This is a genomic window from Lutibacter maritimus, assembly GCF_900116115.1.
GTDB lineage: Bacteria > Bacteroidota > Bacteroidia > Flavobacteriales > Flavobacteriaceae > Lutibacter > Lutibacter maritimus.
The window spans coordinates 250,050-274,850 of record NZ_FOZP01000006.1; the positions used below are offsets into that span (position 1 = coordinate 250,050).

The following is a 24,801-nucleotide window of genomic DNA, read 5'->3' on the forward strand; positions in this document are numbered from 1 at the left end:
AATGGATATAAATAATTTAGGATTTACAACAATTAATTTGGGCCATGGAAGTGGCGGAGAACTAACCAGAAATTTGTTAGATAAGCTTATTTTTTCTGTATTTAACAATCCTTTTTTAAATGAAAAACACGATGGTGCTATTGTTAAAATAGAAGGTAAAATTGCTATTTCTACAGATAGTTTTGTAATTACGCCCATATTTTTTAAAGGTGGAAATATTGGAAGTTTAGCTGTTCACGGCACTGTAAATGACGTTGCCATGTGTGGTGCAATTCCAAAATATTTATCATTGGCATTTATTATTGAAGAAGGATTAGATGTAGGTGAATTTTATAACATTATAAAATCAATAAAAAAAGCGGCAGATGAAAGTGGCGTTGTTATTGTAACTGGTGACACAAAAGTTGTTGAAAGAGGAAAAGGCGATAAAATTTTCATCAATACTACGGGATTTGGAGAAGTGCATCCGCAGGCAAATATTTCTGTTGATCATATTAAAGTTGGCGATAAAATTATAGTAAATGGTTTTATAGCACAACATGGAATGGCTATAATGAGCGAACGAAAAGGGTTGGAATTTGAATCGGATATTGAAAGCGATTCAACCAATTTAAACTATTTAGTAAAAGATTTGTTAGATGCATTTGGCGATAAAATAAAATTATTTAGAGACCCAACACGTGGAGGGTTGGGTACTGTTTTACATGAAATTGCCACTGATATTGAATTGGGCGTTTTTTTAAAAGAAGCGTATATTCCTATAGAAAAACAAGTTGCTGCAGCATGTGAAATGCTTGGTTTAGACCCAATGTATGTTGCCAATGAAGGCGTTTTTATTGCTATTGTTGATCCAAGTATTGAAAACGAGGTTTTAGCATTAATGAGAAGTCATGAGAAAGGTAAAAATGCTTCAATTATTGGTGAAATTACAGATGAACACCCAAATAAAGTGGTTTTAAAAAGTTTGATTGGCGGAAAAAGAATTGTGAGCCCATTAGTGGGAGAACAGTTGCCAAGAATTTGTTAATTGGCAATTACCCAATAAATTCCAATTATAAATGCAAATAAACCACCAGCCAAACGAATGCCTTTAAAAAAGGTTTCATTATGATCTTGTTTTGAAAAATCAGCCACTTTTCCAACAACCATGGCAAAAGAAATCATCGCTATTAAAGTTCCTATGCCGAAGCCAATAATGTATTTAGAAGAATCTAACATGCTTGTAAAACCGATAACTGGTAAAAACAATAAAAAATGAGCTACACCTGCTAGTCCGTGAACAAAACCAACAGATAAAGAAGCTATATTTCCTTGTTTTAGATTTGGATGTGAGTGTGTATGTACTTTTTCAGCAGTGTGTTTATGCAGGTGCTCGTGAATAATTGGATTATTTTGAGCATGGATATGCGTGTGTTTGTGTTTTTTTTCTGCTTTAAAAATTTTAAGAAAAATCCACAATCCTAACCCAATTAAAATAACACCCACAAACTTTTCGCTGTGTTCAGATATTTTTTCAATAGGAATTAATTCTTTAAAAAATAAAAATAAAACTCCTATGGAAAGCATTCCCAACAAATGTCCAATTCCCCAAAACAAACCAACTTTCCAAGCTTTCTTTTTACTTTCAATTGCAAATGGCGTTACTGCCGCTAAATGATCAGGACCAGAAATTACATGAAGAACGGCTGCAATTATTCCTGCAAATAAAGGAAATGTAAGTTCCATAACTGTAAATTATTAAATAATAAATTTACAATTAATTCTTTATTAAAATGCTTCTAATGTTAAATTTTATAATCATTAGAAGCATCTAATTTAATTTTTTAAGCTTACTATTAATGGATGTTCTATTTTTTCTGAAAATTGATTTAAATATTTCTCCCATTCATCCTTAGTTGAAAATTGTCCGCTTTCTTCCCATCCAAAACCTGCATAATAAATCACTTTATTATCTATTACATTTAAATGGGAAAATGCGTTGCTTAAATCTGTTTTTTCAGTGTTATACGTTTCAAAATCAATAAAATATTTTTTAGGAGCTACAATAGCAGTCCCAAGCTTAGAATTGGCATGCGGTTGCCAATAACTTACCCAATTATGCATTTTGCTACCAGTTACCTCTCCATCCTTTTCGTGTAAAGCTAAACCTGCTGAAATAGTATTGGATCCTTCTAATGTAATTTCAAATTTTGACAAGTTACTCCCATAATCTAAACTAATAATTTTAGAATCTTTAATATTAGTTCCATCAGCATCCCAATCGGCATAATTTAAATAAAAACTGGTTCTAATAGGTCCAGTTGTAATGGTTTTCCAATTGGTATAATTTTTTGAAACATAATAGGAACTATCCTTTTTAATGGCGATACCTCCTACACCTCTACTTGCTCCAACATGAAAATTATCTAATCCTTCACCGGTATCTTCATGATAACTTCCTGTTTTATCAACCACTGTTTTTTTATACCACTTGTTAATAATTGGGTATGATACTTTTTTTAACCACGCATCAACTCCACTTGAAAGTGTTCCGCCAGGAATATTTTCTTCAATCATTTTTTGAGCTGTTGGACCGTATACTCTAAAAGCCACTTTGTCGTTTTCCCAAGTATAATCATCTGTTCTTTCAGGCACAAATCTTGAATAACACCAATTGTTTGTTTCTGGTTTTTCATTTTCTGAAATGGTTATTATTTCATAGGTTGTTTCAGAGTTTGGAGCTACTTCTGGTTGAAATAATAATTGATCCATTATTCCATCATCATCTAAATCTACTAATTGAGTGATTGCTAATTTATCAGAATTTACATCTTTAATTCCAATATTATTTAAACTATCAACCTTTAAAAATTGCTTGGTTAACTCAATTGTTTCAAAAGATCTGGGAATATCTATTGAATTTTTAACCGTTATAAACTTTCTAGTATTTTTTTGTGCACAAGATGCAAAAATAACTAGCAATAAACAGCTAAAAAATAATTGAACAGTTTTCATAATACTTTTATTTTTAATCTTCGTTTGATGGTTTTCCAATAGTAGCTAAAATTCCACCATCAACATATATAACATGTCCGTTTACAAAATCACTAGCCTTTGAGCTTAAAAATATTGCTGCTCCTTGTAAATCATCAGGATTACCCCAACGTCCAGCAGGAGTTCTGCTAATAATAAAATCGTTAAAAGGATGTCCGTTTACTCTAATTGGAGCAGTTTGACTCGTTGCAAAATAGCCTGGACCAATACCATTTGTTTGAATGTTGTATTTAGCCCATTCTGTAGCCATGTTTTTAGTCAACATTTTTAATCCACCTTTTGCTGCAGCGTAAGCACTTACAGAATCTCTACCTAGCTCACTCATCATAGAACAAATATTAATAATTTTTCCTCCACCTCGTTGAATCATTCCTTTAGCTACATTTTTAGAAACAATAAAAGGACCTACTAAATCTACTTTTATTACAGCTTCAAAGTCAACAACCTCCATATCAACAATAGGTGTTCTTTTAATAATACCAGCGTTATTTACTAAAATATCAATTGGACCTACTTCTGTTTCAATTTTAGTGATGGCTTCAATTACTGATTTTTCATCTGTTACATCAAAAACATATCCAAACGACTTTAAACCTGCTGCTTTATATTCTGCAACTGCTTCGTCTAATTTTTCAATTGAATTGTTATTTACTACAATAGTAGCTCCAGCATTTCCGAGTCCTTTAGCCATGGCCATTCCTAGCCCATGAACTGCGCCTGTAATTAGGGCTACTTTTCCTGTTAAATCAAATAAATTTATTGACATAATTTTTTATTATTAATTTATCTTAAATCTGTTATTTTACAAACATCCATATCTCCATAATCTAAATTTTCACCAGCCATTCCCCAAATAAACGTGTAATTGCTTGTTCCTGAACCTGAATGAATTGACCAAGGAGGAGAAATTACCGCTTGATGATTACTCATCCATATATGACGTGTTTCTTGTGGTTCTCCCATAAAATGACATACTGCTTGGTTTTCTGGAATATCTAAATAAAAATACACTTCCATTCTTCTGTCGTGGACATGAGCTGGCATTGTGTTCCAAACACTTCCTGTTTTTAATTCTGTCATACCCATTTGTAATTGACAAGTTGTTACAATACCACCAATAATCATTTGATTAACCGTACGATGATTTGCTGTTTCTAGTGAACCTAATTCTATTTTATTAGCTTCGGCTTTACTAACTTTTTTTGTTGGGTAATTTGTATGAGCTGGTGCTGAGTTTATATAATATTTTGCAGGATTTTTAATATCGTTGCTTTTAAAAATAACTTCTTTATTACCACTTCCAATATACAAAGCATCTTTTAAGTCTAATTCATAAATTGCTCCATCTACTTCAACAATTCCAATTCCTCCAACATTTATAATACCAAGCTCTCTTCTTTCCAAAAAGTATTGAGCTTTTAATGGATCAATCGTTTCAAGTTTAAGTGGCTCTAATGGTACTGCCGATCCAGTAATATACCTATCATAATGCGAATAGGTAAAATTAATTTTACCTTCTTCCATTAAGTTATCTATTAAAAATTCTTCACGTAATTGCTGCGTATCATAAAGCTTTACTGCTTTTGGACTTGAAGCGTACCTCACTTGATATTTACTTGCCATAGTTATGTATGTTTTTTTTGTAAAAATACTAAATAATTTTAAAAATGCAATCGATTGCATTTTATTTATGTAAGTAATTTAATGTGTGAAATATACTCAGAGTATAATTAATAGAATTTATTTAGAGGTTTGTTAAAGTATCTTTTGAAAAAAAAATCTATGAAAACAAAAAAGCCGAAACAAATTGTTTCGGCTTTTTTTGTACAGAAGGCGGGACTTGAACCCGCACGAGCATTACTGCCCACTGGATTTTAAGTCCAGCGTGTCTACCAATTCCACCACTTCTGCATTGGTATATTATATTGTAGAGCGAAAGACGGGATTTGAACCCGCGACCCTCACCTTGGCAAGGTGATGCTCTACCCCTGAGCTACTTTCGCAGTCATTTTTTAAAGAACATTCATTTAATCTCTCAAATGCGAGGGCAAATTTAAAACAATTCTCTTAATAGCAAAGACTTTTTTTAAATTTATTTTAATATTTTTTTTAATCTCCTTATTATAAGGTTGTAATTGTCTAATAAAAAAATATCTTTGCACATATTATTACTAAAAAAATGCAATTATCTTCAAATTCTTTGTCAGAAAAAATGACTTTTTCAACAGTTTTTAATGATTTTAAGCAATTAACAAAAGTTGGCTTATCATTAAGTGTTGTATTTTCATCTTTAGCTGGGTATCTATTAGCCGTTGAAAAAATTCAACTTTCAACATTAATTTTATTAGCCATTGGTGGCTATTTAATGGTAGGCGCTTCAAATGCGTTTAATCAAATTATAGAAAAAGATACCGATGCTTTAATGAAACGTACTATGAATAGACCTTTACCATCCGGAAGAATGCATGTTTCAATGGCTATGGTAATTGCTGTTTCTTTTACTATTGTTGGGTTAGCCATATTATATAGTATCAATCCAAAAAGTGCTTTGTTCGGAGCAATTTCTATTTTCTTATACACAAGCATTTACACGCCATTAAAAGCCGTAACACCGTTATCGGTTTTTGTTGGGGCAATTCCTGGAGCAATTCCTTTTATGTTAGGTTGGGTAGCGGCTACTAATAATTTTTCTATAGAACCTGGCATGTTATTTTTAATTCAGTTCTTTTGGCAGTTCCCTCATTTTTGGGCAATTGCTTGGCTACAGTTTGATGAATATAAAAAAGCAGGATTTAATTTAATGCCGATGGGGCAAAAAAACAGAAAAGCTGTTGTTCAAATTATTATTTATACAGTATGTTTAACACTAGTTTCTATAATTCCTGTTTTAAAAATCACTGGAAGTTTTTATATTTACCCATTAACAGCTTTAATTTTGGTGTTTTTAGGCAGTACAATGCTATATTATGCAATAAAACTATACAAACATCAAACTAATAAAGAAGCTAGACAATTAATGCTTTCAAGCGTTTTATATATTACTTTAGTACAAATAATTTACGTTGTAGATAAATTTTTACATTAAAAAATGGGACAAACTTTAGAACAAGAATACAAATCAGCCAAAAGAAAGTCAGCGAAACCAATGTTATGGGTTTCAATGATTAGTATGACCATGATGTTTGCTGGATTAACAAGTGCTTATGTAGTGAGTAGAAAAAGAAACGATTGGGTTTCTTTTGATTTACCTGAAGCATTTTACACAAGTACTGCACTTATAATTTTAAGTAGTATAACTTTTTTACTGGCTAAATTTTTCATTAAAAAAGACAACCGACAATTAACAACGGTATTCTTAATTACAACGCTTTTATTGGGTGCTGGATTTATCTTTTTTCAATTTGAAGGTTTTAATGAGTTATTTAATGAAGGTTTTGTATTTGCAGGAGCGCAAAGCACTGTAAAATCTTCTTTTATTTATGGAATTACATTGGCACATATAGCACATATTGCTGCTGGAATTGTAGTACTTTTAGTGGTTATTTTTAATCATTTCAATAAAAAATATTCATCAAAAGATACGTTAGGATTAGAACTTGGAGCGATATTCTGGCATTTTGTTGATATTCTGTGGATTTACTTGTTTTTATTTTTCTATTTTATTAGATAAAAAAAATAATGTATTTTTGGCGCAACTATAACTAAAAATCAAAAACAAAACTTATATGGAAGCAACTATTGCTACTGATTCTACTGGTACTTCATGGAGTGGAGGGAACAATAATCCTTTAGGAGCAAGTTATGGTAAAATGATGATGTGGTTCTTCATTTTATCAGATGCACTTACTTTTTCAGGCTTTTTAGGCGCGTATGGTTTAATGCGTTTTAAATTCATTGATAGTTGGCCAATTGCTGACGAAGTTTTTACACACTTTCCATTTTTGCACGGTGTTCATGCACCAATGTATTATGTAGCATTAATGACCTTTATTTTAATATTTTCATCGGTAACAATGGTTTTAGCCGTTGATGCTGGTCATCAAATGAAAAAAGGAAAAGTTACTTTTTATATGTTGCTTACCATTATTGGAGGTTTAATATTCTTAGGCTCACAAGCTTGGGAATGGAAAAATTTTATTGGAGGTTCTTATGGGGCAGTTCAATTAAACGATGGTAAAATTGTACAATTTGTGGATGCTTCTGGACATCAAATTGAATTAGAAAAATTTGCAGTTTCATCACATTCCGAAAGAACACAATTAACCAGAGATAAAGGTGTTTGGTTTATGAGTGAAAGTTCTTTACCGCCATTTTCTGTTGAAGAAGTGATAGCTGGTTTTAAAGCAAATCCAGATATTTCAATAAGATTAGAAAAAATTGATCCTGTAACAAAAACCAAAACCATTGTTCCTCGTGCGGAAGCAATGACTTATTTAAACGAAACAAAAGCCGTTGTAAAAGGAGCTAATTTACAAGTAAATGAATACGGAAAACCATTATTTGCTGATTTCTTTTTCTTTATCACAGGTTTTCACGGTTTCCACGTTTTTTCAGGAGTTATTATCAATATCATTATTTTCTTTAATGTTATTATAGGAACGTATGAAAGAAGAGGTCATTATGAAATGGTTGAAAAAGTAGGATTATATTGGCACTTTGTAGATTTAGTTTGGGTATTTGTATTTACATTCTTCTACTTGGTTTAATTTATTAAAAAGATAAAAAATGACAACGCACACACAAGAACATACACCGCACACCGGTTTAATTTGGAAAGTATTTGGTATTCTTTCATTAATTACTATTGTTGAAGTTATTTTAGGAATTTTAAAACCTGAATCTCTTCATTTAACAAAAATACTTGGTACAAGTCCGTTAAACATTATATTTTTAGTTTTAACCATTGCAAAAGCCTATTATATTACTTGGTTTTTTATGCATATGGCTGATGAATCTAAAAGTTTAAGAAGAGCTGTAGTTTGGACTGCAGTTTTCTTAATTATTTATTTAGCAACCTTATTATTAATTGAAGGAAGTTACTTAAACGATGTTTTATCACCTTTGGTAAAATGGAGCTATTAAAAAAATAAAAAATAATTTATTGAAGGTGGTTTTTAACCACCTTTTTTTATTTTAACTTTGTATTATGAAAAAATTTTGGGTACTTTTTAGCTTATTTATTTTACCGCTGGTTTTTTATATTTTCCTATCCAAAGGAATTTATAAATACTCCAACTTACCAATTTTAACCGAAGATGTAATTGACATTAAAGAACTTACTAATACAAGTACTATTTCATTTGAAAATCACTTATCAATTGTTTGCTTTTTAGGAAACGATAGTAGTACAGCAAAAGGAAGTTTATTTAATTTAAACCAAACCATTTATAAAAGATTTTATCAAAAACCATATTTTCAAATAATTGCCATATTACCTGAAGGATCGGAAGGATTATACAAAGAAGCCATAGAAGAACTTTCTGCATTTACTGATATTAGCAAATGGCATTTTGTTTATGCAAATTCTGCAAACATAAAAACACTATTCAATAGTTTTAAAACGCCATTTAATTTAAATGAAAATTTATATTCAGAAAATGCATACATAATTGATATGGAATTGCGTTTAAGAGGAAGAAAAGATGATGAAGATACCAAAGATGGAAAATTATACGGATACAATATGAAATCTATCTCTATTTTAAAAAATAAGATGAAAGATGATATTGATATTATTTATTATCAGCTAAAAAAATCTGCTGAAAAAGAACAACGTAGAAAAAGAGAAATTTAAATCAAATGAAAAAATATTCATACATAGGAGTTGCTTTTATCATTTTAATTTTTGGAATTTATGCAGTACCAAAAATTGTAAATAAATTTAAAACACCAACATTAATTACCATTGCAAAAGTTCCAAATTTTGAATTTACCAACCAAGATGGTGAACTAATATCAAATGCATTTTATAAAAACAAAGTGTATGTTGTTGAATTCTTTTTTACAACGTGTCCAACTATTTGTCCTAGAATGAATGAAAATATGGTAAAAATTCAAAATGAATTTTATGGAAATTTAGATTTTGGAATTGCTTCTTTCAGTATAAATCCGAAACACGACACTCCTGAAATTTTAAAACAATACGCAAAAGATCACGGCGCAACTTTAAAAACCTGGAATTTTTTAACTGGCGATCAAGATAAAATTTATGAATTAGCAAATAAAGGATTTACATTATATGCTGGTGAAAATAGTGATGCCGAAGGTGGTTTTGAACATTCTGGTATGTTTGCTTTGGTTGATAAACAAGGTAATATTCGCTCAAGATTAGATGAAAATGGAAATCCAATTGCTTTTTACGAAGGTTTAGAACCAAAAGGTGTACAAATGATTAAAGAAGATATTCAAATTTTATTAAAAGAATAATGGAAAAAAGTACAAAAAAATACAATACATGGATTGTCATTTTATCAATTGCAATTCCTTTAGTAGTAGCTATTTTATTTGGTGTAAAAATTGACCTAAAATTACCCGTATTTTTACCACCAATTTACGCAACAATTAATGGATTAACTTCATTGTTATTAATTGCTGCTGTTTGGGCAATTAAACATAAAAAAATACAATTACACGAAAAACTAATGAAAACTGCCATAGTTTTTTCAGTACTTTTTTTAGTAATGTATGTGGCATATCATATGACGTCTGAATCTACTAAATATGGTGGCGAAGGAATTTTAAAAACTGTGTACTTCTTCATTTTAATATCACACATATTATTATCAATTGTTGTAATTCCTTTTGTACTAATTACCTACGTTAGAGCAATTACAAACAATTTTGAATTACATAAAAAAATAGCAAAAATCACATTTCCACTATGGTTATATGTAACAATTACTGGAGTTGTGGTATATTTAATGATTTCTCCATATTATTTATAATGAAAAAATATTTCCTTTCAATTGTATTATTTTTAATAGCTTACATAGCAAATGCACAATGCGCTATGTGTAAAGCTGTGGTTGAAAGTGGTGAAGTATCTCAAGCCGAAGGTTTAAATTCTGGCATCCTTTATTTAATGGTCTTTCCGTATCTTTTAGTTGGAGCATTATTATATTTTATCATTAAAAATAGAAGAAAAAAGAAAATTTAACATTTCTATAAGACGCTAACAGTGTAACAAATAATAATTTTAGTCGTCATATAGCAAATTAAACATCTCTGAAAAGTTATATGTTTTCTATTTTTATTGAAATAGTTACATTTTTTCAGACATTGTTATTAATAATTAATCCAAAACTCAACTAACTTAATGAGAACAAAAATTCTTAGTCTTATAGCTTTTATATTCTTTATTACTTTAAACGCACAAGACAAAAAATGGACATTGCAAGAATGCGTTAACTACGCAATAGACAATAATATTACCATTAAACAAAACCAATTAAATGTTGAAATTAGCCAAGAGAATTTAAACAGTGCTAAAGGAAATTTTTTACCTAATTTAAATGCTTCTACAAGTGGAAATTTAAATTTTGGCTCTGGATTTGATCCTGTTTCTCAAGACAGAGTTTCAACAAGTACATTTGGAGGTTCTTTTGGAATAAATTCTGGAATTACTGTTTTTAATGGTTATAGAAATTTAAATACTTACAAACAAGCTAAGTTAGGAGTTGAATCAAGTAAATTAGATTTAGAAAAAATTCAAGATGACATTTCTTTGTATGTAGTAAATACTTATTTAAATGTATTATTTGCAAAAGAAAATTTAAATGTTGCTAAAGTTCAATATGAAATTAGCAACAAGCAAATTGAAAATGCAAGAGCAAAATTTGAAGCTGGTGTAAAACCAAAAGGCGATTTATTAAACGCACAATCTACTGCTGCTGCCGATGAACAAGCCGTAATTGCATATGAAAATACCTTAAACTTAGCATTGTTAGATTTAGCTCAACTATTACAAATAAGTCCAGTTGGTTTTGATGTTGAAATTATACAAGTAGATTCACCATCAATAGCAATGCTATACAACAATCCTGAAGATGTTTACCAAAAAGCGTTAACCAACAGACCTGAAATTAAAAGAGCTGAATTAGATATTGAATCTGCTGATTTATCTGTAGAAATTGCAAAAGCATCTTTTTTACCATCCGTAAGTTTTGGCGCTAATATTGGAACTGGTTATGGTTACAACCTTAAAAACAATTCTCATATCCCTTACTTTACACAATTAGACAACAATTTAGGTTACGGTTTAAATTTTAATGTAAATATTCCAATTTTCAACAGAAATCAAACCAAATCAAATGTAAACAGGCAAAAAATTAATTATGAGATTTCTAAATTTGGATTAGAAAATCAAAAATTACAATTACAACAAACCATACAAAAAGCATATTATGATGCAAAAGCTGCAGCAAAAACTTTTGAATCAGCTCAAAAATCTTTACTTGCACAAAATGAAGCTTTTAAAAATGCACAAGAAAGTTACAATGTTGGTGCAATGACACAATTTGATTTTGATTTAGTACGTAACCGTTTAGTAAGTGCAGAAGGCGCAATAATTAGAGCTAAATACGATTATATTTTTAAAACAAAAGTGTTGAAATTCTATTATGGAGAATCCATTACACTTAATTAAAAATTGTTAAAATAATACATTAAACATCCAACCTATAAAGTTGGATGTTTTGTTTTATACACAACTAATTAAGTATATTTGCATTTAAAAAACTCAGATTTTGGCCTATATATTAAATATTGAAACTGCTACTAAAAACTGCTCAGTAAGTGTAGCAAAAGATGGAGAAATAGTAGCTTTTAAGGAATTAAACGAAGGTGGTTTTTCTCATGCTGAAAAATTACATCAATTTATTTCTGATGTTATCAATGAAACTAACATCACATTTTCCAATTTAAAAGCTATTGCAGTTAGTAAAGGTCCTGGATCTTATACCGGACTTAGAATTGGAGTTTCTGCAGCAAAAGGCCTTTGTTTTGCGTTAGACATTCCTTTAATCTCTGTAAACACATTACAATCTTTAGCCGAATCTGTTATAATTTCTGAAGGATATAAAATACCAATGTTAGATGCAAGACGTATGGAAGTGTATTCGGCTGTATATGATGAGCAAAATAATTTAAAAGAAGAAGTTACAGCAACTATTGTTTCTGAAGATTCCTTTTTAAATTTTTTAGAAAAAAACACCGTTTACTTTTTTGGCGATGGCGCTGATAAATGTAGAGAAATATTGACTCATAAAAACGCCATTTTTATTGATAATAAATTTCCATCAGCAAAAGAAATGGGAAAACTATCGTATTTAAAATACAAAAAAAGCGACATTGAAAATGTCGCCTATTTTGAACCTTTTTATTTAAAAGATTTTATGGTTACTACTTCAAAAAAGTAATTTATTTTCTAATTTCAACATGATGTGGGTATGGGATTTCTATACCTGCTTTATCTAAGGCTAATTTTACTTCTTCAGTAACGGAAAAATATACATCCCAATATTTATCTGGAGTGGTCCAAGGTCTTACTGCAAAATTAACAGAACTGTCTGCTAATTCAGATACATTTACACTTGGTGCTGGCTCATTTAAAACATTTGGATTGCTTTTTATAACATTCATAAAAACCTCTTTTGCCTGTTTAATATCTTCACCATAACCAATTCCAAAGGTTAAATCAACACGCAATTTACCTTCTTCAGTATAATTTTTAATATTCCCGTTAGATAAGGTTCCATTTGGAATAATTACCAACTTATTACCCGGAGAAATTATTTTAGTTACAAATATTTGAATTTCTTTTACTACACCTATTTCACCTTGAGCTTCTATTAAATCACCTACTTTAAATGGTTTAAAAATCATAATTAAAGCACCGCCTGCAAAATTAGCAAGTGAACCTTGTAATGCCAAACCAACCGCCAAACCTGCAGCTCCTAAAATTGCAATAAATGAAGTTGTTTCAACACCTACTTGAGAGATTGCAGTTATAAACACTAAAATTTTTAATGTCCAACCTAATAAATCTCCTAAAAACCTTTGAAGCGTTTCATCAACGCCTTGTTTTGCCATTAATTTTCTAGAAATTTTAATTAGTTTTTTTGAAAGCCAAAGTCCAATAATTAATATGAGTATTGCTACAACCACATTTACTGCATATTTTCCAATAAAGCCTAATGCTAAATCTATATATTTTTGATAATCCATAGTTATTTATTTATAATATTAAAGTTAAAATTCCTAGTATTGCGGGTATTGATTGAACATAAAAAAGCTTTATATTCTTTGTTGTATATGACCCATAAACTCCGGCAATGGTCACACATATAAGAAAAAAGAATGCTAATTCTTCAAAATTATTTTTATTTATAATTGCCCAAATTAATCCTGCTGCTAAAAACCCATTATACAATCCTTGGTTTTTTGCCAATGTTTTAGAGCTTTTTGCTTCTTCTAATTTCATTCCAAACGCTTTTAATCCTTTTGGTTTATCCCAATAGTACATTTCTAAAATCATAAAATAAATATGTTCAAATGCAACTAGTGCCACAAAGAAAATTTGTAAATATTTCATCTTAAAACTTTATTTTAATTTGAGACAATGCCTTTTCAGTACTTTTTTCAGGAAGTAAACATGCGCCATTAACACACACAAAAATGTTTGTTTCATTTTCACTAAAACGTCCTTCCATTAATGGTAAATTACTTTTTGAAATGCTGCCGGCAATTAATTTATTTGGAATATAATTTTTGTTGATTTCTTTTATTCTTGCTGAAGTATCTTTTCCTGAAACTGCAATTTCATAAAATTCTCCAGTAAAATTACACGCTAATTGCAGCCAATTAGAATAACCTGATGCATATTGCGCTGTTCTGTCTTTTACATTGTGTAGCATTTGCTTGCTAACTTTTAAATAATAACTATTTGAATAATAATGACTTAATAAAAATAAGTTATTTGCCATTATAGAATTTGAAGCAGGAATTACATTGTCTTCAATTTCCATTTTTCGAGTGATTAAATCATGGTCTTCATCTGAAGTAAAATAAAACATAGAGTTTTGTGTATCAAAAAAGTGATCAAACGTATAATCGGTTAACTGTTTGGCATTTACTAACCATTTTTCATTTAAAGTAGCTTCATATAATGCAATAAAAGCATTAATAACTGTGGCATAATCTTCTAAATAACCATTAATAGAACTTTTACCATTTTTATAGGTATGATTTAAATTTCCGTTTTCTTGTACTTGTTTTGATAAAATAAATGTGGCATTTTTAATGGCAATTTCTAAAAAATGTGGATCATCAAAAACTTTATAAGCATCAATATATCCTTTTAACATTAAAGCATTCCAAGAAGTTAACGATTTATCATCTAGTCTTGGTTTTTCTTTTTTATTGCGTTCATTTAACAAAATATGTTGCCAGTTTTCTATTTTTTTAACCAACTCATTTTCTGAAATACTATGTGTTTTAGAAATTTCAGCGTTTGATTTTGTTCTAATTAACACATAATTATTGTGTTCCCACAAACCATAATGGTTAATATTATAATAGTCAGAAAACAGGTTAAAATCATTTCCTAAAATAGATTTTAGTTCGTTTATAGTCCAAACATAATAAGCCCCTTCTTCTAATTTACCTTCGTTATTTATACTGTCTGCATCTAATGATGAATAAAATGCTCCTTCATTATTGGTAAGTTCACGTTCAATAAATGTTAACGTTTGGTACACAATATTTTTATATAATGGGTTTTTAGTAGCTTGAAAAGCTTCTGAATATAAACTCACTAACTGTCCATTATCATATAACATTTTTTCAAAATGAGGCACGTGCCATTTTTTATCAACCGAATACCGAGAAAAACCTCCACCAACTTGATCATAAATACCGCCAAAAGCCATTTTTGTTAAGGTAGTATTTACGTAGTTTAAAATTGAATCATTTGCTATCTGCGTTCCATATCTTAATAAAAATTGATAGTTGTTTGGCATTGGAAATTTTGGAGCACCCGTTCTGCCGCCCATCTCAAAATCCATATATTGTTGCCACGTGTTGGTAATTTGATTTAAATCTGCCACCGAAAATTCCTTTACATTTTCATTAAATGTTATTAAATCAGATTTTTTTATACCTTCGGTTAATTTTACTGCATAATCAATAACATCGTTTGGTTTTTCGGCATACATTTTACTAATTTGAGTTAACGCATTTATCCAGTTTTCTTTTGGAAAATACGTTCCTCCCCAAATGGGTCTTCCATCGGGTAATGCAATACAATTTAATGGCCAACCGCCACTACCAGTCATTAATTGAACCGCGTTCATATAAATTTGATCTATGTCTGGTCGCTCTTCTCTATCAACTTTTATATTAATAAAATTTGCATTCATAACTGCAGCAACTTCTTCGCTTTCAAAACTTTCATGTTCCATTACATGACACCAATGGCACGATGAATACCCAATTGAAATAAGCAACAACTTATTTTCCTTTTTTGCCAATGCTAACGTTTCATTATTCCAAGCATACCAGTTTACAGGATTATGCGCATGTTGTAATAAATAAGGACTTGTTTCCTTTATTAAATTATTGGTAAATTTTGGTGTATGCATAGGTTTATTGTTTTGATTTTTACAGCTAATTGTTAAAATTAGTAGCAATGCTATTAAAAATTTATTCATTTAAAAGTAGTAATTACGTAAAAATACAAAAAAGAAAAGCGCTTATCATAAAGCGCTTTTAAATATTTATGAAGCTAATTATTTATTCAACTTCAAATGTAATTTTAACATTTACACGAAATTCAGAAATTTCGTTGTCATTAACAACCACACTTTGTGATTGTACAAATGCAGATTTAATGTGCTTTACACTTTTTGATGCGTGTTCTACTGCATTTTTTGTGGCCTCTTCCCAACTTATCGTTGAACTTGCCATTACTTCAATAACTTTCATTACAGCCATAATTAGTTGTTTTTTAAATTAGTAGCTTTAAATATACAATTTTCAACTTAAAAAAACACGGTATCACTTCTTAATGCTTTGTTAAAACAATACCTTTGCCCACTTTAAAATACTTTTTTTAAGATGAAAAATATCCGATTTATAATTGTATTTTTTTTAATTGTAAGTAGTGTAAATGCACAAACTACCGTTTTAAAAGATAAAGGATCGTGGTTAACCTTTACCAATAATTTTAAACTTTCAAATAAATTTTCACTAAGTAATGTAACTCAGTTACGAACGGTTGATTTTATTCAGAATAACCAAGCATTGGTAATACAGCCAGGTGCTAGTTACAAATTAAATAAAAACGTAAGTATTGGTGCTGGATATTTATCATATACTTATTATCCTGAAGGCGCTGCGCATGCTCCAATTAAAAAATACGAAAATAGAATTTGGGAAAATTTAATTGTAAATAGTGCAATTGGGAACACTAAACTAAATCAACGATTTGTTTTTGAACAACGATTTAAAGATGTTATTGTGCAAAATAGTGATAATGAATATAGTATTGATGGTAACAGCTATTCTCAACGATTTAGATACAGATTAGAAGTAACTACCAACTTAGTAAAACTAAAAAACAATAAAAATATTTACGGTAAACTTTCTAATGAAATAAGGATTCGATTTCAAACTGGTTTAACTGAACCTGACTTTGACCAAAATAATTTTGCTGCTTTAATTGGCTATCAATTGTTAGAAAACTCAAAAATTTGGGTGGGTTATGGGAGATATTATTATAAATCAAACGCTACCAAATTTATTTCTAATGATATTTTACACGTTACTTTAAATTACGATGTTGATTTCTCTAAAAAACATAGTTAATAATGTTAATAAAATAATCCATTGTAATACCCTTTATATTCAATAATTACTTATTTTTATACATCACTGCTAACCACTACAATTTATAGCAATTTTACAGTTTTATATAAGTTGTACAACTTCCTTACTTTAATTGTACAATTATTTTAAATTAAACGTACATTTATTTTCTAATTTATTGTACAACTCCATTTTAAAAGATACTCACCTTTTATATAGTTTATACTATACTTTAACAACGTTTATGCTATTCTTTTATTTATAATATTAGCAACAAGCTATTTTATGTATTTATAGGTAGTATACTAACTGTGCAATACAAGAATACTTTAATATATAAAGTAGTACTTTAAAACACTAAAAAGCATAAAAAAAACCGAAACTTGTGTTTCGGTTTTTTTATGTTAATTATACATAAATACTAGCTCACTGCTTTTTTTATGTTAGCGATTGCTTCACGTAATTGCGCTTCAGAAGCTGCGTAAGATATTCTTAAACAAGTTGGTGCTCCAAAGGCATCACCTGTTACGGTTGCAACATTTGCTTCTTCTAATAAAAACATAGAAAAATCTCCAGCATTTTCAATTTTATGTCCTTTTATTGTTTTTCCAAAGTATGCAGAAACATCAGGAAAAACATAAAAAGCACCTCCTGGAGTATTGCATTTTATTCCGTCAATTTCACTTAATAAGCCTAAAACAATATCTCTACGTTTTTTAAACTCATCAACCATAAATTGTATTTTAGAAACTGGCGCATCTAATGCAGCTATTGTTGCACGTTGTGCTATTGAATTTGCTCCAGATGTAATTTGACCTTGTAATTTATTACATGCTTTAGCAATCCATTCAGGAGCGCCAATGTAACCAATTCTCCAGCCTGTCATGGCAAATGCTTTAGCAACACCATTTACGGTAATTGTTCTGTCGTACATGCTTTCAATTTGTGCAAAACTAAATAATGGTTCACCATAATTAATGTGTTCGTAAATTTCATCAGAAAGCACATAAATATTTGGATATTTTTCAATTACTGCAGCCAACGCTCTGTATTCTGCTTCAGAATAAACAGTTCCACTTGGGTTGTTTGGCGAATTAAAGAATATCATTTTTGTTTTAGGAGTAATGGCAGCTTCTAACTGTTCTGGTGTAATTTTAAAATCAGTTTCAACAGTAGAAGGAATTTCTTTGTACGTTGCTTCAGCTAAAGTTGCAATTGCAGAATAACTTACCCAATATGGTGCAGGTAATAATACCTCATCACTAGGGTTTAATAAAACCATTGCTACATTTGCAATAGATTGTTTTGCGCCTGTTGAAACTACTACTTGACTTGGTTTATACTCTAAATTATTATCACGTTTAAATTTTCTACAAATTGCTTGTTTTAAATCTAAATAACCATCAACTGGGCTATAAGTGCTATAATTGTCATGTATAGCTTGTATTGCTGCTTCTTTAATAAAATCAGGTGTATTAAAATCAGGTTCGCCTAAACTTAAACTGATAATATTTTTTCCTTGTTCTTTTAATTCTCTTGCTTTAGCAGCCATTGCTAAAGTTTCTGAAACTGGTAAACTGTTAATTCTGTTGGATAGTTGATTGTTCATAACATAAATTTTAGGCATACGTTGGCTTTACACCTAACGCTTTTAATTGATTAAAATGTTCTTTAATTGCTTTTGAAAATGTAGTATACTCGTTGTATGGTAAATTAAATTCTTGTGCAGTTTCTTTTACAATTTGGGCAATTTTTCCATAATGAATGTGTGAAATATGTGGAAAAATATGATGTTCAACTTGATGATTTAATCCTCCTGTATACCACGATATAAACTTATTAGTTGGCGCAAAATTGGCTGTAGTATATAGCTGATGAATTGCCCAAGTATGTTCTAAATTACCTTCAGTATCTGGCACAGGCATTTCGGTTGCTGGAACTACGTGTGCTAATTGAAAAATCACACTTAAAATCATTCCTGCGGTATAGTGCATTACAAAAAACCCAATTAAAACTTTCCACCAAGCAATATCTAATACCAATAAAGGCAGTACAAGCCACAATAAGTAATAAATAATTTTAGTAATGATTAAAACGGTCCATTCAGTTGCCGGATTTGGAAACTCTCCGTATGAAAGTTTACGTTTTAAATAACTGTGCATTTGTTTAAAATCGGTTGTAATTGCCCAGTTTATAGTTAGTAAACCATATAAAAAAATGGAATAATATTTTTGAAATTTATGAATTGGCAACCACTTTGCGTGTCTTGAAAATCTGATAATTCTTCCAGCATCAATATCTTCATCGTGTCCTTGAATGTTTGTAAAGGTATGGTGTAATACGTTGTGTTGTACTTTCCAATTATATACATTTCCGGCTAAAATATAAATACTACTACCCATTATTTTATTTACCCACTTTTTACTTGAAAAAGATTCGTGATTGCTATCGTGCATAACGTTCATACCAACTCCTGCCATTCCAATTCCAATCACAACGGTTAACAATAACAACACCCAATGTGGCATTGAAACTGTTAATATTAAAATTAAAGGCACTAAAAATATACCAAACATTATCATTGCTTTGGTATACAATTTCCAGTTACCTGTACGTTCAATTTTATTTTCCTTAAAATACGTATTTACCCTTTTATTTAATGTTCTAAAAAATTTAGCTTTATCAATTCTAGAAAAGCTTATTGTTTTGTTACTCATCATAATATATTATAGATTACTCTATTCGCTCCAAAATTAAACCATTTATGTTCTAATATAATATTTTTATGAAAAAAATAACATTTTTTGAAAAGATGTTAATTTAATTTTAGAAATAGTAATTTTGCACCAATCAAATATTAACTATGAAAATCATCTTGAAATACTTTCCTAATTTAACTGAAATTCAAATTGAGCAATTTGGTAAATTAGAAGCCCTTTATAAATTTTGGAATGAGCAAATAAATGTTATTTCAAGAAAAGATATTGATGAAATTTACACGCACCATGTACTACATTCGTTAGGAATTGCTAAAGTTCAAGGTTTTTTACCAAATTCTAAAGTATTAGATATTGGCACTGGTGGTGGTTTTCCGGGGATTCCTTTAGCTATTTTATTTCCTGAAACTGAATTTTATTTGGTAGATTCTATAGGAAAAAAAATAAAAGTGGTGAATGAAGTTGTTGCTGACCTTGGTTTAACAAATGTAAAAGCAGAACATAAAAGAGCGGAGTTGGTGAACGAAGAATTCGATTTTATTGTAAGTAGAGCCGTAACTAATATGGACGATTTTGTAAAATGGACGAAAGGAAAAATTGCTAAAAAACAACGCCACGAATTAAAAAACGGTATTTTATATTTAAAAGGAGGCGATTTAACCGAAGAATTACAAAATTTTCCAAAAGCAACTCAATACAATTTAACTGATTTTTTTGATGATGCTTTTTTTGAAACTAAAAAAGTAGTGCATATTCCCCTTAAAAAGAGATGACATTTATTAGTTTTTTATTAAACTATTTAGGATAACTTTGTCTTTTAATTAATATTTACAATTATGAGTCAAGTTAAAGCATGTTTAGTTTGTAAAACGCCATCAACAGAAATACCGGTTACAAAGTTTTACTATCAAGAAAGTGAATTTTACATTTGTCCGCAACATATGCCTGTTATCATCCATAATCCACAACAATTAATTGGGTTATTAGAAGGCGCTGACAAATTTAAAGGCGTTTAATTGAACTTTAAACATAAAAAAACTCGCCAATTGGCGAGTTTTTTTATTATTTTATACTGTTTTTATTTAAACTTACTTTTTAGGTCTTTTCCTAATTCTTTTAGTTTTTCAACAGCGCTTTCTACTTCTTTTTCTACAGTTTCAATAGTGCTTTCTTGTAAAAACGGATATCTATAATCTGTTGGTGGCACAAATGTTTCTTTAATTGTACGGTTGCTTACCCAACGTAATAAATTCCAAACAGAACCAGCTTTATCATTTGTTCCAGATCCACGAGCACCACCAAATGGCTGTTGCCCAACTACGGCTCCGGTTGGTTTGTCATTTATATAAAAGTTTCCTGCAGCATTTTCTAATTTGTTAGTTGCAATATCAATAATATATCTGTCGCCACTAAAAATAGCACCTGTTAAAGCATATTCTCCAGTTTTGTCCACTAAATCTAAAGTTTCTAACCATTTTTCATCTTCATATACATAAATTGTAATTATTGGCCCAAACAATTCAGTACACATAGTTTCGTACATTGGATTTGTTGTAACAATAACCGTTGGTTCTATAAAATAACCTACAGCATCATCATAACCTCCGCCTACAATAATTTCAGCATCAGTAGCTTTTTTAGCTTGCTCTAAATAGCCTGATAATTTTTTAAATGCTCTCTTATCAATTACGGCATTAATAAAGTTTGAAGTATCTTCAGGCGAACCCATTTTAAATGAATTAACATCTTTTATAACCGCTTCTTTAATTGCTGGCCATAAGCTTTTTGGCATATAAGCACGTGAAGCAGCTGAGCATTTTTGCCCTTGATATTCAAAAGCACCTCTTGATATTGCTGTTGCTACTTCTTGAGGGTTTGATGATGCATGTGCCCAAATAAAATCTTTACCACCAGTTTCACCAACAATTCTTGGATAGGTTTTATAGGTATTCATATTTTTACCTATTGTTTCCCAAAAACTATTAAATACTGGTGTAGATCCTGTAAAGTGAACACCAGAAAAATCTGAACTATTTAAAAGCACATCTGTAATCATTGCTGAATTACCTGTAACCATATTTATTACGCCGTCTGGTAATCCTGCAGCTTTAAATAACTCCATAATTACTTGTGCAGAATATACTTGTGAGCTAGCTGGTTTCCAAATAACAACATTACCCATTAACGCAGGTGCAGCAGGTAAATTACCAGCAATTGCTGTAAAGTTAAATGGTGTAATGGCATATACAAAACCTTCTAAAGGACGGTACTCCATACGGTTCCAAATTCCTGGAGATGATTGTGGTTGATTGCTATAAATTTCTGTCATAAACTCTACGTTAAAACGTAAAAAGTCAATTAATTCACAAGCCGAATCAATTTCTGCTTGAAATACATTTTTAGATTGTGCAATCATAGTAGCAGCATTCATTTTATAACGGAATGGTCCTGCTAATAATTCTGCTGCTTTTAAAAATATTGCAGCGCGGTGTTCCCAACTTGTTGCTGCCCATTTTACTCTTGCTTCAGCAGCTTTTTTTACTGCTAACTCAATATGTTCTTTATCTGCAGTATGGTATTTACCAACACAATGTTTATGGTCATGAGGAGGATGAATATCAACAGTATTGCCAGTTCTATATTCTTTTCCACCAATATAAAAAGGGATGTCAACCTGTTGGTTAAACATTTTTTTATACGTTTCAATTAAAGCCTTACGTTCCGCACTTCCCGGAGCATAAGATTTTACTGGTTCGTTTACCGCTTTTGGTACATTATAAAATCCTGAAGCCATGGTATTATTTTTTTAGTTTTTTTTGATTTAAATTTGTCTACAAAGTTACAAAAAGTGATTTACTTTTATTGTTTCAAACTAATACTCAATATACTAATTTTAATAGCATGTGTACCGTTACATTTCTACCAACAAGTAATCATAACTTTATTTTAACCTCCAATAGAGATGAACAAAGTACCCGAGAAACGTTTGCTCCTAAAAAATATGTTGAAGATGGTGTTGAAATTCTTATGCCAAAAGACAAAATTGCTGGCGGCACGTGGATTGGTGTTAGTGCAACTAACAGATTGGTTTGTGTTTTAAATGGCGCATTTACAAAACATACCAGAAAAGTACCTTACAAAAAAAGCAGGGGTGTTATTGCTAAAGAAATTTTGAAAGCAACTAATTTTGAAACGGTGATTGCTGAAATGAACCTAAATAACATTGAACCTTTTACTATGGTAATTGCTGATTGGAACACAAACAACTTACGTTTGTTTGAACTTATTTGGGACGCACAAACAAAACACTTTAACAAGTTAAAAATTGAACCGAAAATTTGGTCATCTGCAACTTTATATGCCGATGATGCCAAAGAATTACGCAAACAATGGTTCAATAACTGGAAAGCTACCAACCAAATTTCAAAAGAAGCAATTTTAAACTTTCATCATTCAGAAATTGGTAATAAAGAACAGTCTATTTTAATGAAACGCTCGTATGTTGAAACGGTAAGTATTACTTGCGTAGAAAAAAACAATACTACTGTTAAAATGGATTATGAAGATGTTGTACATGGTAAATATTTTTCAGAAATATTTTAACCAACAATAAAAGACAGTACCGCTACAATTAAAAGTCCGAATGACGCTAAAAGCATATAAAAACCATTTAAAATAATAAATTTTAACACGGTTTTTAATCTGCTTTGTTTATAAAAATAGCGCAATGCTTTATATAAATAAAATGCAAATAATGGCATAAATACCAATAAAACACCATCGGTTTTAGTAAACAAATTTATGATGTAAAATATAGATAATAATAAAAAGAAAACTGTTTGCACATGAAAAACAAACACTAAATGCTCAATATAAGTGTAGTTTCTTCTAAAATAAATTAAACTTAAAAATAGCGTAAAGAATGGTAAAAAAACAAATAGTGATATTGAAATATACGATGTTAATACTTTTAAAAATTCCTTTCCACCTTCATTTTTAAATTTTTCGTAATTTTTATTAGATTTAACGGTTTGTTGATAATACACTTTATTCCAAAAAGTATTTTCGTAGCCCAAACTATCTAAAGCACTTGAAACAGGATATGTTGGATGAGCCTTATAATAATGATAAAAATCTTTTACCTTATTAACAATTCCAATGCTTTTATTAGGCGTTTTATGTATTGCGTATTGATAGTTTTCATCTAATTTACTTGTATCGTTTCTTTTTGCAATAGCCAACGCCGTTTCTAGGTCTGTAATAATTTCTGTTTTTGTAGAATCTTTAGGGTTTACATTTACAAGTTCATCTTTTAAATTTGTTAAAACCGAATCGAGTTGTTTTTTTTCACTTTGCGATAAAGAGTCAATGGTTGTTTTTGCCTTAGCCATTGGACTTTCATTTGTACTTTCATTTGTACTTTCAATACTAAATTTATTTGAAATTCCAATAATTAAAAAGAAAATGATAGAAACATTTAAATACAATTGAAAAGGGTTTACAAATCTGGCGCGTTTACCTTCAATATATTGCTTTGATACTTTTCCGGGTTTTGTTAACAGCGGAATAAACGTTGACCAAAACCTAGAGTCATAGGAAAAAAACCCGGCAAAAAGGCTGTTTATAAAATTGTGAAATGTAAGTTTTTTGGTCGTGTTTTTTTGCCCACAATACGAGCAAAAATTCTCCTTGCCAGTTAATGGTTGTCCACAGTTTAAACATTCTAAACCTTTACACTGATTAGAAGTATATTTTATTAAACTAAATTTCATTTTTTTAATTACTAATATTAGGAACCATTAACTGAAATGTAGGTATGTACACTTTAAATATTTTAGAAGTAGTAAAATTAATCATTTTGTAATACCCATGCATCGCTCCAATTGGAGATGATAAAAAACAATTAGACCCATAGGTATGTATTTGTGCTGGTTTTAAAACTGGTTTTTGACCAATAACACCAGATCCTTCTACAATTTCTGTATGGTTTAATGAGTCAAAAATTTTCCAATGGCGTTCTAACAGTTGCACGGTATCATTGCTCTGGTTTTCAATAGTAACTTGATAACTAAAACCATAATATAACTTGTAATTTCGATAGCTTGTGCCTTCAAAATTAGAAATTACAGATATTTTAATTCCATTGGTTACTTGTTGTACCATAGTAACTTAATTTGATTTTTTTATT

The 24,801-nt window shown here is 29.9% G+C and carries 28 protein-coding genes and 2 tRNA genes; 15 read left to right on the plus strand and 15 right to left on the minus strand.

Annotation, left to right across the window (positions count from 1 at the left end; translation table 11 throughout):
- Nucleotide 1 precedes the first annotated feature (1 nt).
- On the plus strand, nt 2-1,027 hold the full coding sequence (hypE, locus tag BM335_RS11395; protein WP_090227502.1) for a hydrogenase expression/formation protein HypE: 1,026 nt from the start codon (nt 2-4) through the stop codon (nt 1,025-1,027).
- Here the strand turns inward: hypE and BM335_RS11400 are convergent.
- From BM335_RS11400 to BM335_RS11425, 6 genes are all read right to left on the minus strand, one after another.
- Nucleotides 1,024-1,725 (minus strand): urease accessory protein UreH domain-containing protein, encoded by a 702-nt coding sequence (locus tag BM335_RS11400; RefSeq protein ID WP_090227507.1) that lies wholly within the window; start codon nt 1,723-1,725, stop codon nt 1,024-1,026. The genes hypE and BM335_RS11400 overlap by 4 nt on opposite strands.
- A gap of 90 nt (nt 1,726-1,815) precedes the next feature.
- Complete coding sequence (locus BM335_RS11405; RefSeq protein WP_090227511.1) at nt 1,816-2,994, minus strand: DUF4861 family protein; 1,179 nt, start codon at nt 2,992-2,994, stop codon at nt 1,816-1,818.
- 13 nt (nt 2,995-3,007) lie between these two features.
- Nucleotides 3,008-3,799, minus strand: coding sequence for a gluconate 5-dehydrogenase (locus BM335_RS11410; protein ID WP_090227514.1), 792 nt, complete (start codon nt 3,797-3,799; stop codon nt 3,008-3,010).
- Between the two features lie 17 nt (nt 3,800-3,816).
- On the minus strand, nt 3,817-4,656 hold the full coding sequence (gene kduI, locus BM335_RS11415; protein ID WP_090227756.1) for a 5-dehydro-4-deoxy-D-glucuronate isomerase: 840 nt from the start codon (nt 4,654-4,656) through the stop codon (nt 3,817-3,819).
- Between the two features lie 202 nt (nt 4,657-4,858).
- Nucleotides 4,859-4,944: transfer RNA gene (locus tag BM335_RS11420), tRNA-Leu, on the minus strand.
- 20 nt (nt 4,945-4,964) lie between these two features.
- A tRNA-Gly gene (locus BM335_RS11425) sits at nt 4,965-5,036 on the minus strand.
- 176 nt (nt 5,037-5,212) lie between these two features.
- Here BM335_RS11425 and cyoE point away from each other — a divergent pair.
- The 10 genes from cyoE (at nt 5,213) to tsaB (ending at nt 12,449) form a co-directional block, all read left to right on the plus strand.
- The gene (gene cyoE / locus BM335_RS11430; RefSeq protein WP_090227518.1) at nt 5,213-6,118 is read left to right on the plus strand and encodes a heme o synthase; all 906 of its coding nucleotides are present in this window, start codon (nt 5,213-5,215) and stop codon (nt 6,116-6,118) included.
- A gap of 3 nt (nt 6,119-6,121) precedes the next feature.
- The gene (locus BM335_RS11435) at nt 6,122-6,703 is read left to right on the plus strand and encodes a cytochrome c oxidase subunit 3 (RefSeq protein WP_090227521.1); all 582 of its coding nucleotides are present in this window, start codon (nt 6,122-6,124) and stop codon (nt 6,701-6,703) included.
- A gap of 55 nt (nt 6,704-6,758) precedes the next feature.
- Nucleotides 6,759-7,739, plus strand: a complete 981-nt coding sequence (locus BM335_RS11440) for a cytochrome c oxidase subunit 3 (protein WP_090227524.1) — start codon at nt 6,759-6,761, stop codon at nt 7,737-7,739.
- Nucleotides 7,740-7,758: 19 nt separating this feature from the next.
- Nucleotides 7,759-8,115 (plus strand): cytochrome C oxidase subunit IV family protein, encoded by a 357-nt coding sequence (locus BM335_RS11445; protein WP_090227527.1) that lies wholly within the window; start codon nt 7,759-7,761, stop codon nt 8,113-8,115.
- A gap of 64 nt (nt 8,116-8,179) precedes the next feature.
- Nucleotides 8,180-8,827: a hypothetical protein gene (locus tag BM335_RS11450; protein WP_090227532.1), complete on the plus strand. Its 648-nt coding sequence runs from the start codon at nt 8,180-8,182 to the stop codon at nt 8,825-8,827.
- Nucleotides 8,828-8,832: 5 nt separating this feature from the next.
- Nucleotides 8,833-9,459 carry an SCO family protein gene (locus BM335_RS11455; RefSeq protein WP_090227536.1) on the plus strand — a complete coding sequence of 209 codons (627 nt, stop codon included), beginning with the start codon at nt 8,833-8,835 and terminating at the stop codon, nt 9,457-9,459.
- Nucleotides 9,459-9,977 (plus strand): DUF420 domain-containing protein, encoded by a 519-nt coding sequence (locus BM335_RS11460; protein ID WP_090227541.1) that lies wholly within the window; start codon nt 9,459-9,461, stop codon nt 9,975-9,977. Before BM335_RS11455 ends, BM335_RS11460 begins: the two co-directional genes overlap by 1 nt.
- Nucleotides 9,977-10,189, plus strand: coding sequence for a hypothetical protein (locus BM335_RS11465; RefSeq protein ID WP_090227545.1), 213 nt, complete (start codon nt 9,977-9,979; stop codon nt 10,187-10,189). The genes BM335_RS11460 and BM335_RS11465 overlap by 1 nt, the downstream gene beginning before the upstream one ends.
- A gap of 159 nt (nt 10,190-10,348) precedes the next feature.
- The gene (locus BM335_RS11470; RefSeq protein ID WP_090227549.1) at nt 10,349-11,677 is read left to right on the plus strand and encodes a TolC family protein; all 1,329 of its coding nucleotides are present in this window, start codon (nt 10,349-10,351) and stop codon (nt 11,675-11,677) included.
- A 100-nt stretch (nt 11,678-11,777) separates the two neighbouring features.
- Nucleotides 11,778-12,449 carry a tRNA (adenosine(37)-N6)-threonylcarbamoyltransferase complex dimerization subunit type 1 TsaB gene (gene tsaB / locus BM335_RS11475; protein ID WP_090227553.1) on the plus strand — a complete coding sequence of 224 codons (672 nt, stop codon included), beginning with the start codon at nt 11,778-11,780 and terminating at the stop codon, nt 12,447-12,449.
- Nucleotide 12,450: 1 nt separating this feature from the next.
- On the opposite strand, the gene BM335_RS11480 is transcribed toward tsaB, so the two are convergent.
- The 4 genes from BM335_RS11480 to BM335_RS11495 all read right to left on the minus strand — a co-directional run bounded on the left by BM335_RS11480 (nt 12,451) and on the right by BM335_RS11495 (nt 16,023).
- Nucleotides 12,451-13,257, minus strand: coding sequence for a mechanosensitive ion channel family protein (locus BM335_RS11480; protein ID WP_090227558.1), 807 nt, complete (start codon nt 13,255-13,257; stop codon nt 12,451-12,453).
- A gap of 10 nt (nt 13,258-13,267) precedes the next feature.
- Entirely contained in the window at nt 13,268-13,624 is a 357-nt protein-coding gene (locus BM335_RS11485; protein WP_090227562.1) for a DUF1304 domain-containing protein, read from the minus strand.
- Between the two features lies 1 nt (nt 13,625).
- On the minus strand, nt 13,626-15,740 hold the full coding sequence (locus BM335_RS11490; RefSeq protein WP_245780662.1) for a thioredoxin domain-containing protein: 2,115 nt from the start codon (nt 15,738-15,740) through the stop codon (nt 13,626-13,628).
- 82 nt (nt 15,741-15,822) lie between these two features.
- Nucleotides 15,823-16,023 carry a dodecin family protein gene (locus tag BM335_RS11495; RefSeq protein ID WP_090227565.1) on the minus strand — a complete coding sequence of 67 codons (201 nt, stop codon included), beginning with the start codon at nt 16,021-16,023 and terminating at the stop codon, nt 15,823-15,825.
- 123 nt (nt 16,024-16,146) lie between these two features.
- Here BM335_RS11495 and BM335_RS11500 point away from each other — a divergent pair, with 123 nt between their 5' ends.
- On the plus strand, nt 16,147-16,896 hold the full coding sequence (locus BM335_RS11500) for a DUF2490 domain-containing protein (RefSeq protein WP_090227572.1): 750 nt from the start codon (nt 16,147-16,149) through the stop codon (nt 16,894-16,896).
- A 421-nt stretch (nt 16,897-17,317) separates the two neighbouring features.
- Here BM335_RS11500 and BM335_RS11505 read toward each other — a convergent pair whose 3' ends face one another.
- Both BM335_RS11505 and BM335_RS11510 read right to left on the minus strand, forming a co-directional pair.
- Entirely contained in the window at nt 17,318-18,505 is a 1,188-nt protein-coding gene (locus BM335_RS11505) for a pyridoxal phosphate-dependent aminotransferase (protein WP_177219198.1), read from the minus strand.
- 10 nt (nt 18,506-18,515) lie between these two features.
- Nucleotides 18,516-19,613 (minus strand): fatty acid desaturase family protein, encoded by a 1,098-nt coding sequence (locus tag BM335_RS11510; protein WP_090227575.1) that lies wholly within the window; start codon nt 19,611-19,613, stop codon nt 18,516-18,518.
- 146 nt (nt 19,614-19,759) lie between these two features.
- On the opposite strand from BM335_RS11510, the gene rsmG reads away from it, so the two are divergent.
- Complete coding sequence (rsmG, locus tag BM335_RS11515; protein ID WP_090227580.1) at nt 19,760-20,386, plus strand: 16S rRNA (guanine(527)-N(7))-methyltransferase RsmG; 627 nt, start codon at nt 19,760-19,762, stop codon at nt 20,384-20,386.
- 63 nt (nt 20,387-20,449) lie between these two features.
- On the plus strand, nt 20,450-20,629 hold the full coding sequence (locus BM335_RS11520; RefSeq protein ID WP_090227585.1) for a hypothetical protein: 180 nt from the start codon (nt 20,450-20,452) through the stop codon (nt 20,627-20,629).
- Nucleotides 20,630-20,691: 62 nt separating this feature from the next.
- On the opposite strand, the gene pruA is transcribed toward BM335_RS11520, so the two are convergent.
- Nucleotides 20,692-22,407 carry an L-glutamate gamma-semialdehyde dehydrogenase gene (gene pruA, locus BM335_RS11525; RefSeq protein ID WP_090227589.1) on the minus strand — a complete coding sequence of 572 codons (1,716 nt, stop codon included), beginning with the start codon at nt 22,405-22,407 and terminating at the stop codon, nt 20,692-20,694.
- Nucleotides 22,408-22,514: 107 nt separating this feature from the next.
- Between pruA and BM335_RS11530 the strand changes: the two genes are divergently transcribed.
- Entirely contained in the window at nt 22,515-23,216 is a 702-nt protein-coding gene (locus BM335_RS11530) for an NRDE family protein (protein WP_090227593.1), read from the plus strand.
- Here BM335_RS11530 and BM335_RS11535 read toward each other — a convergent pair.
- Nucleotides 23,213-24,385, minus strand: a complete 1,173-nt coding sequence (locus BM335_RS11535; RefSeq protein WP_090227596.1) for a DUF3667 domain-containing protein — start codon at nt 24,383-24,385, stop codon at nt 23,213-23,215. The two genes, BM335_RS11530 and BM335_RS11535, sit on opposite strands and share 4 nt — an antisense overlap.
- A 4-nt stretch (nt 24,386-24,389) precedes the next feature.
- Complete coding sequence (gene apaG, locus BM335_RS11540) at nt 24,390-24,776, minus strand: Co2+/Mg2+ efflux protein ApaG (protein WP_090227600.1); 387 nt, start codon at nt 24,774-24,776, stop codon at nt 24,390-24,392.
- Between the last annotated feature and the right edge of the window lie 25 nt (nt 24,777-24,801).

Coding starts and splice junctions, on each gene's coding strand:
- BM335_RS11460 (WP_090227541.1), top strand. CDS start 9,459: ATGGAAAAAAGTACAAAAAAATACAATACATGGATTGTCATTTTATCA.
- BM335_RS11485 (WP_090227562.1), bottom strand. CDS start 13,624: ATGAAATATTTACAAATTTTCTTTGTGGCACTAGTTGCATTTGAACAT.
- BM335_RS11480 (WP_090227558.1), bottom strand. CDS start 13,257: ATGGATTATCAAAAATATATAGATTTAGCATTAGGCTTTATTGGAAAA.
- BM335_RS11450 (WP_090227532.1), top strand. CDS start 8,180: ATGAAAAAATTTTGGGTACTTTTTAGCTTATTTATTTTACCGCTGGTT.
- BM335_RS11490 (WP_245780662.1), bottom strand. CDS start 15,740: ATGAATAAATTTTTAATAGCATTGCTACTAATTTTAACAATTAGCTGT.
- rsmG (WP_090227580.1), top strand. CDS start 19,760: ATGAAAATCATCTTGAAATACTTTCCTAATTTAACTGAAATTCAAATT.
- BM335_RS11405 (WP_090227511.1), bottom strand. CDS start 2,994: ATGAAAACTGTTCAATTATTTTTTAGCTGTTTATTGCTAGTTATTTTT.
- BM335_RS11435 (WP_090227521.1), top strand. CDS start 6,122: ATGGGACAAACTTTAGAACAAGAATACAAATCAGCCAAAAGAAAGTCA.
- BM335_RS11470 (WP_090227549.1), top strand. CDS start 10,349: ATGAGAACAAAAATTCTTAGTCTTATAGCTTTTATATTCTTTATTACT.
- BM335_RS11535 (WP_090227596.1), bottom strand. CDS start 24,385: ATGAAATTTAGTTTAATAAAATATACTTCTAATCAGTGTAAAGGTTTA.
- BM335_RS11505 (WP_177219198.1), bottom strand. CDS start 18,505: ATGAACAATCAACTATCCAACAGAATTAACAGTTTACCAGTTTCAGAA.
- BM335_RS11520 (WP_090227585.1), top strand. CDS start 20,450: ATGAGTCAAGTTAAAGCATGTTTAGTTTGTAAAACGCCATCAACAGAA.
- pruA (WP_090227589.1), bottom strand. CDS start 22,407: ATGGCTTCAGGATTTTATAATGTACCAAAAGCGGTAAACGAACCAGTA.
- hypE (WP_090227502.1), top strand. CDS start 2: ATGGATATAAATAATTTAGGATTTACAACAATTAATTTGGGCCATGGA.
- cyoE (WP_090227518.1), top strand. CDS start 5,213: ATGCAATTATCTTCAAATTCTTTGTCAGAAAAAATGACTTTTTCAACA.
- BM335_RS11500 (WP_090227572.1), top strand. CDS start 16,147: ATGAAAAATATCCGATTTATAATTGTATTTTTTTTAATTGTAAGTAGT.
- BM335_RS11400 (WP_090227507.1), bottom strand. CDS start 1,725: ATGGAACTTACATTTCCTTTATTTGCAGGAATAATTGCAGCCGTTCTT.
- BM335_RS11440 (WP_090227524.1), top strand. CDS start 6,759: ATGGAAGCAACTATTGCTACTGATTCTACTGGTACTTCATGGAGTGGA.
- BM335_RS11455 (WP_090227536.1), top strand. CDS start 8,833: ATGAAAAAATATTCATACATAGGAGTTGCTTTTATCATTTTAATTTTT.
- BM335_RS11445 (WP_090227527.1), top strand. CDS start 7,759: ATGACAACGCACACACAAGAACATACACCGCACACCGGTTTAATTTGG.
- BM335_RS11410 (WP_090227514.1), bottom strand. CDS start 3,799: ATGTCAATAAATTTATTTGATTTAACAGGAAAAGTAGCCCTAATTACA.
- BM335_RS11495 (WP_090227565.1), bottom strand. CDS start 16,023: ATGGCTGTAATGAAAGTTATTGAAGTAATGGCAAGTTCAACGATAAGT.
- BM335_RS11510 (WP_090227575.1), bottom strand. CDS start 19,613: ATGAGTAACAAAACAATAAGCTTTTCTAGAATTGATAAAGCTAAATTT.
- BM335_RS11465 (WP_090227545.1), top strand. CDS start 9,977: ATGAAAAAATATTTCCTTTCAATTGTATTATTTTTAATAGCTTACATA.
- BM335_RS11530 (WP_090227593.1), top strand. CDS start 22,515: ATGTGTACCGTTACATTTCTACCAACAAGTAATCATAACTTTATTTTA.
- kduI (WP_090227756.1), bottom strand. CDS start 4,656: ATGGCAAGTAAATATCAAGTGAGGTACGCTTCAAGTCCAAAAGCAGTA.
- apaG (WP_090227600.1), bottom strand. CDS start 24,776: ATGGTACAACAAGTAACCAATGGAATTAAAATATCTGTAATTTCTAAT.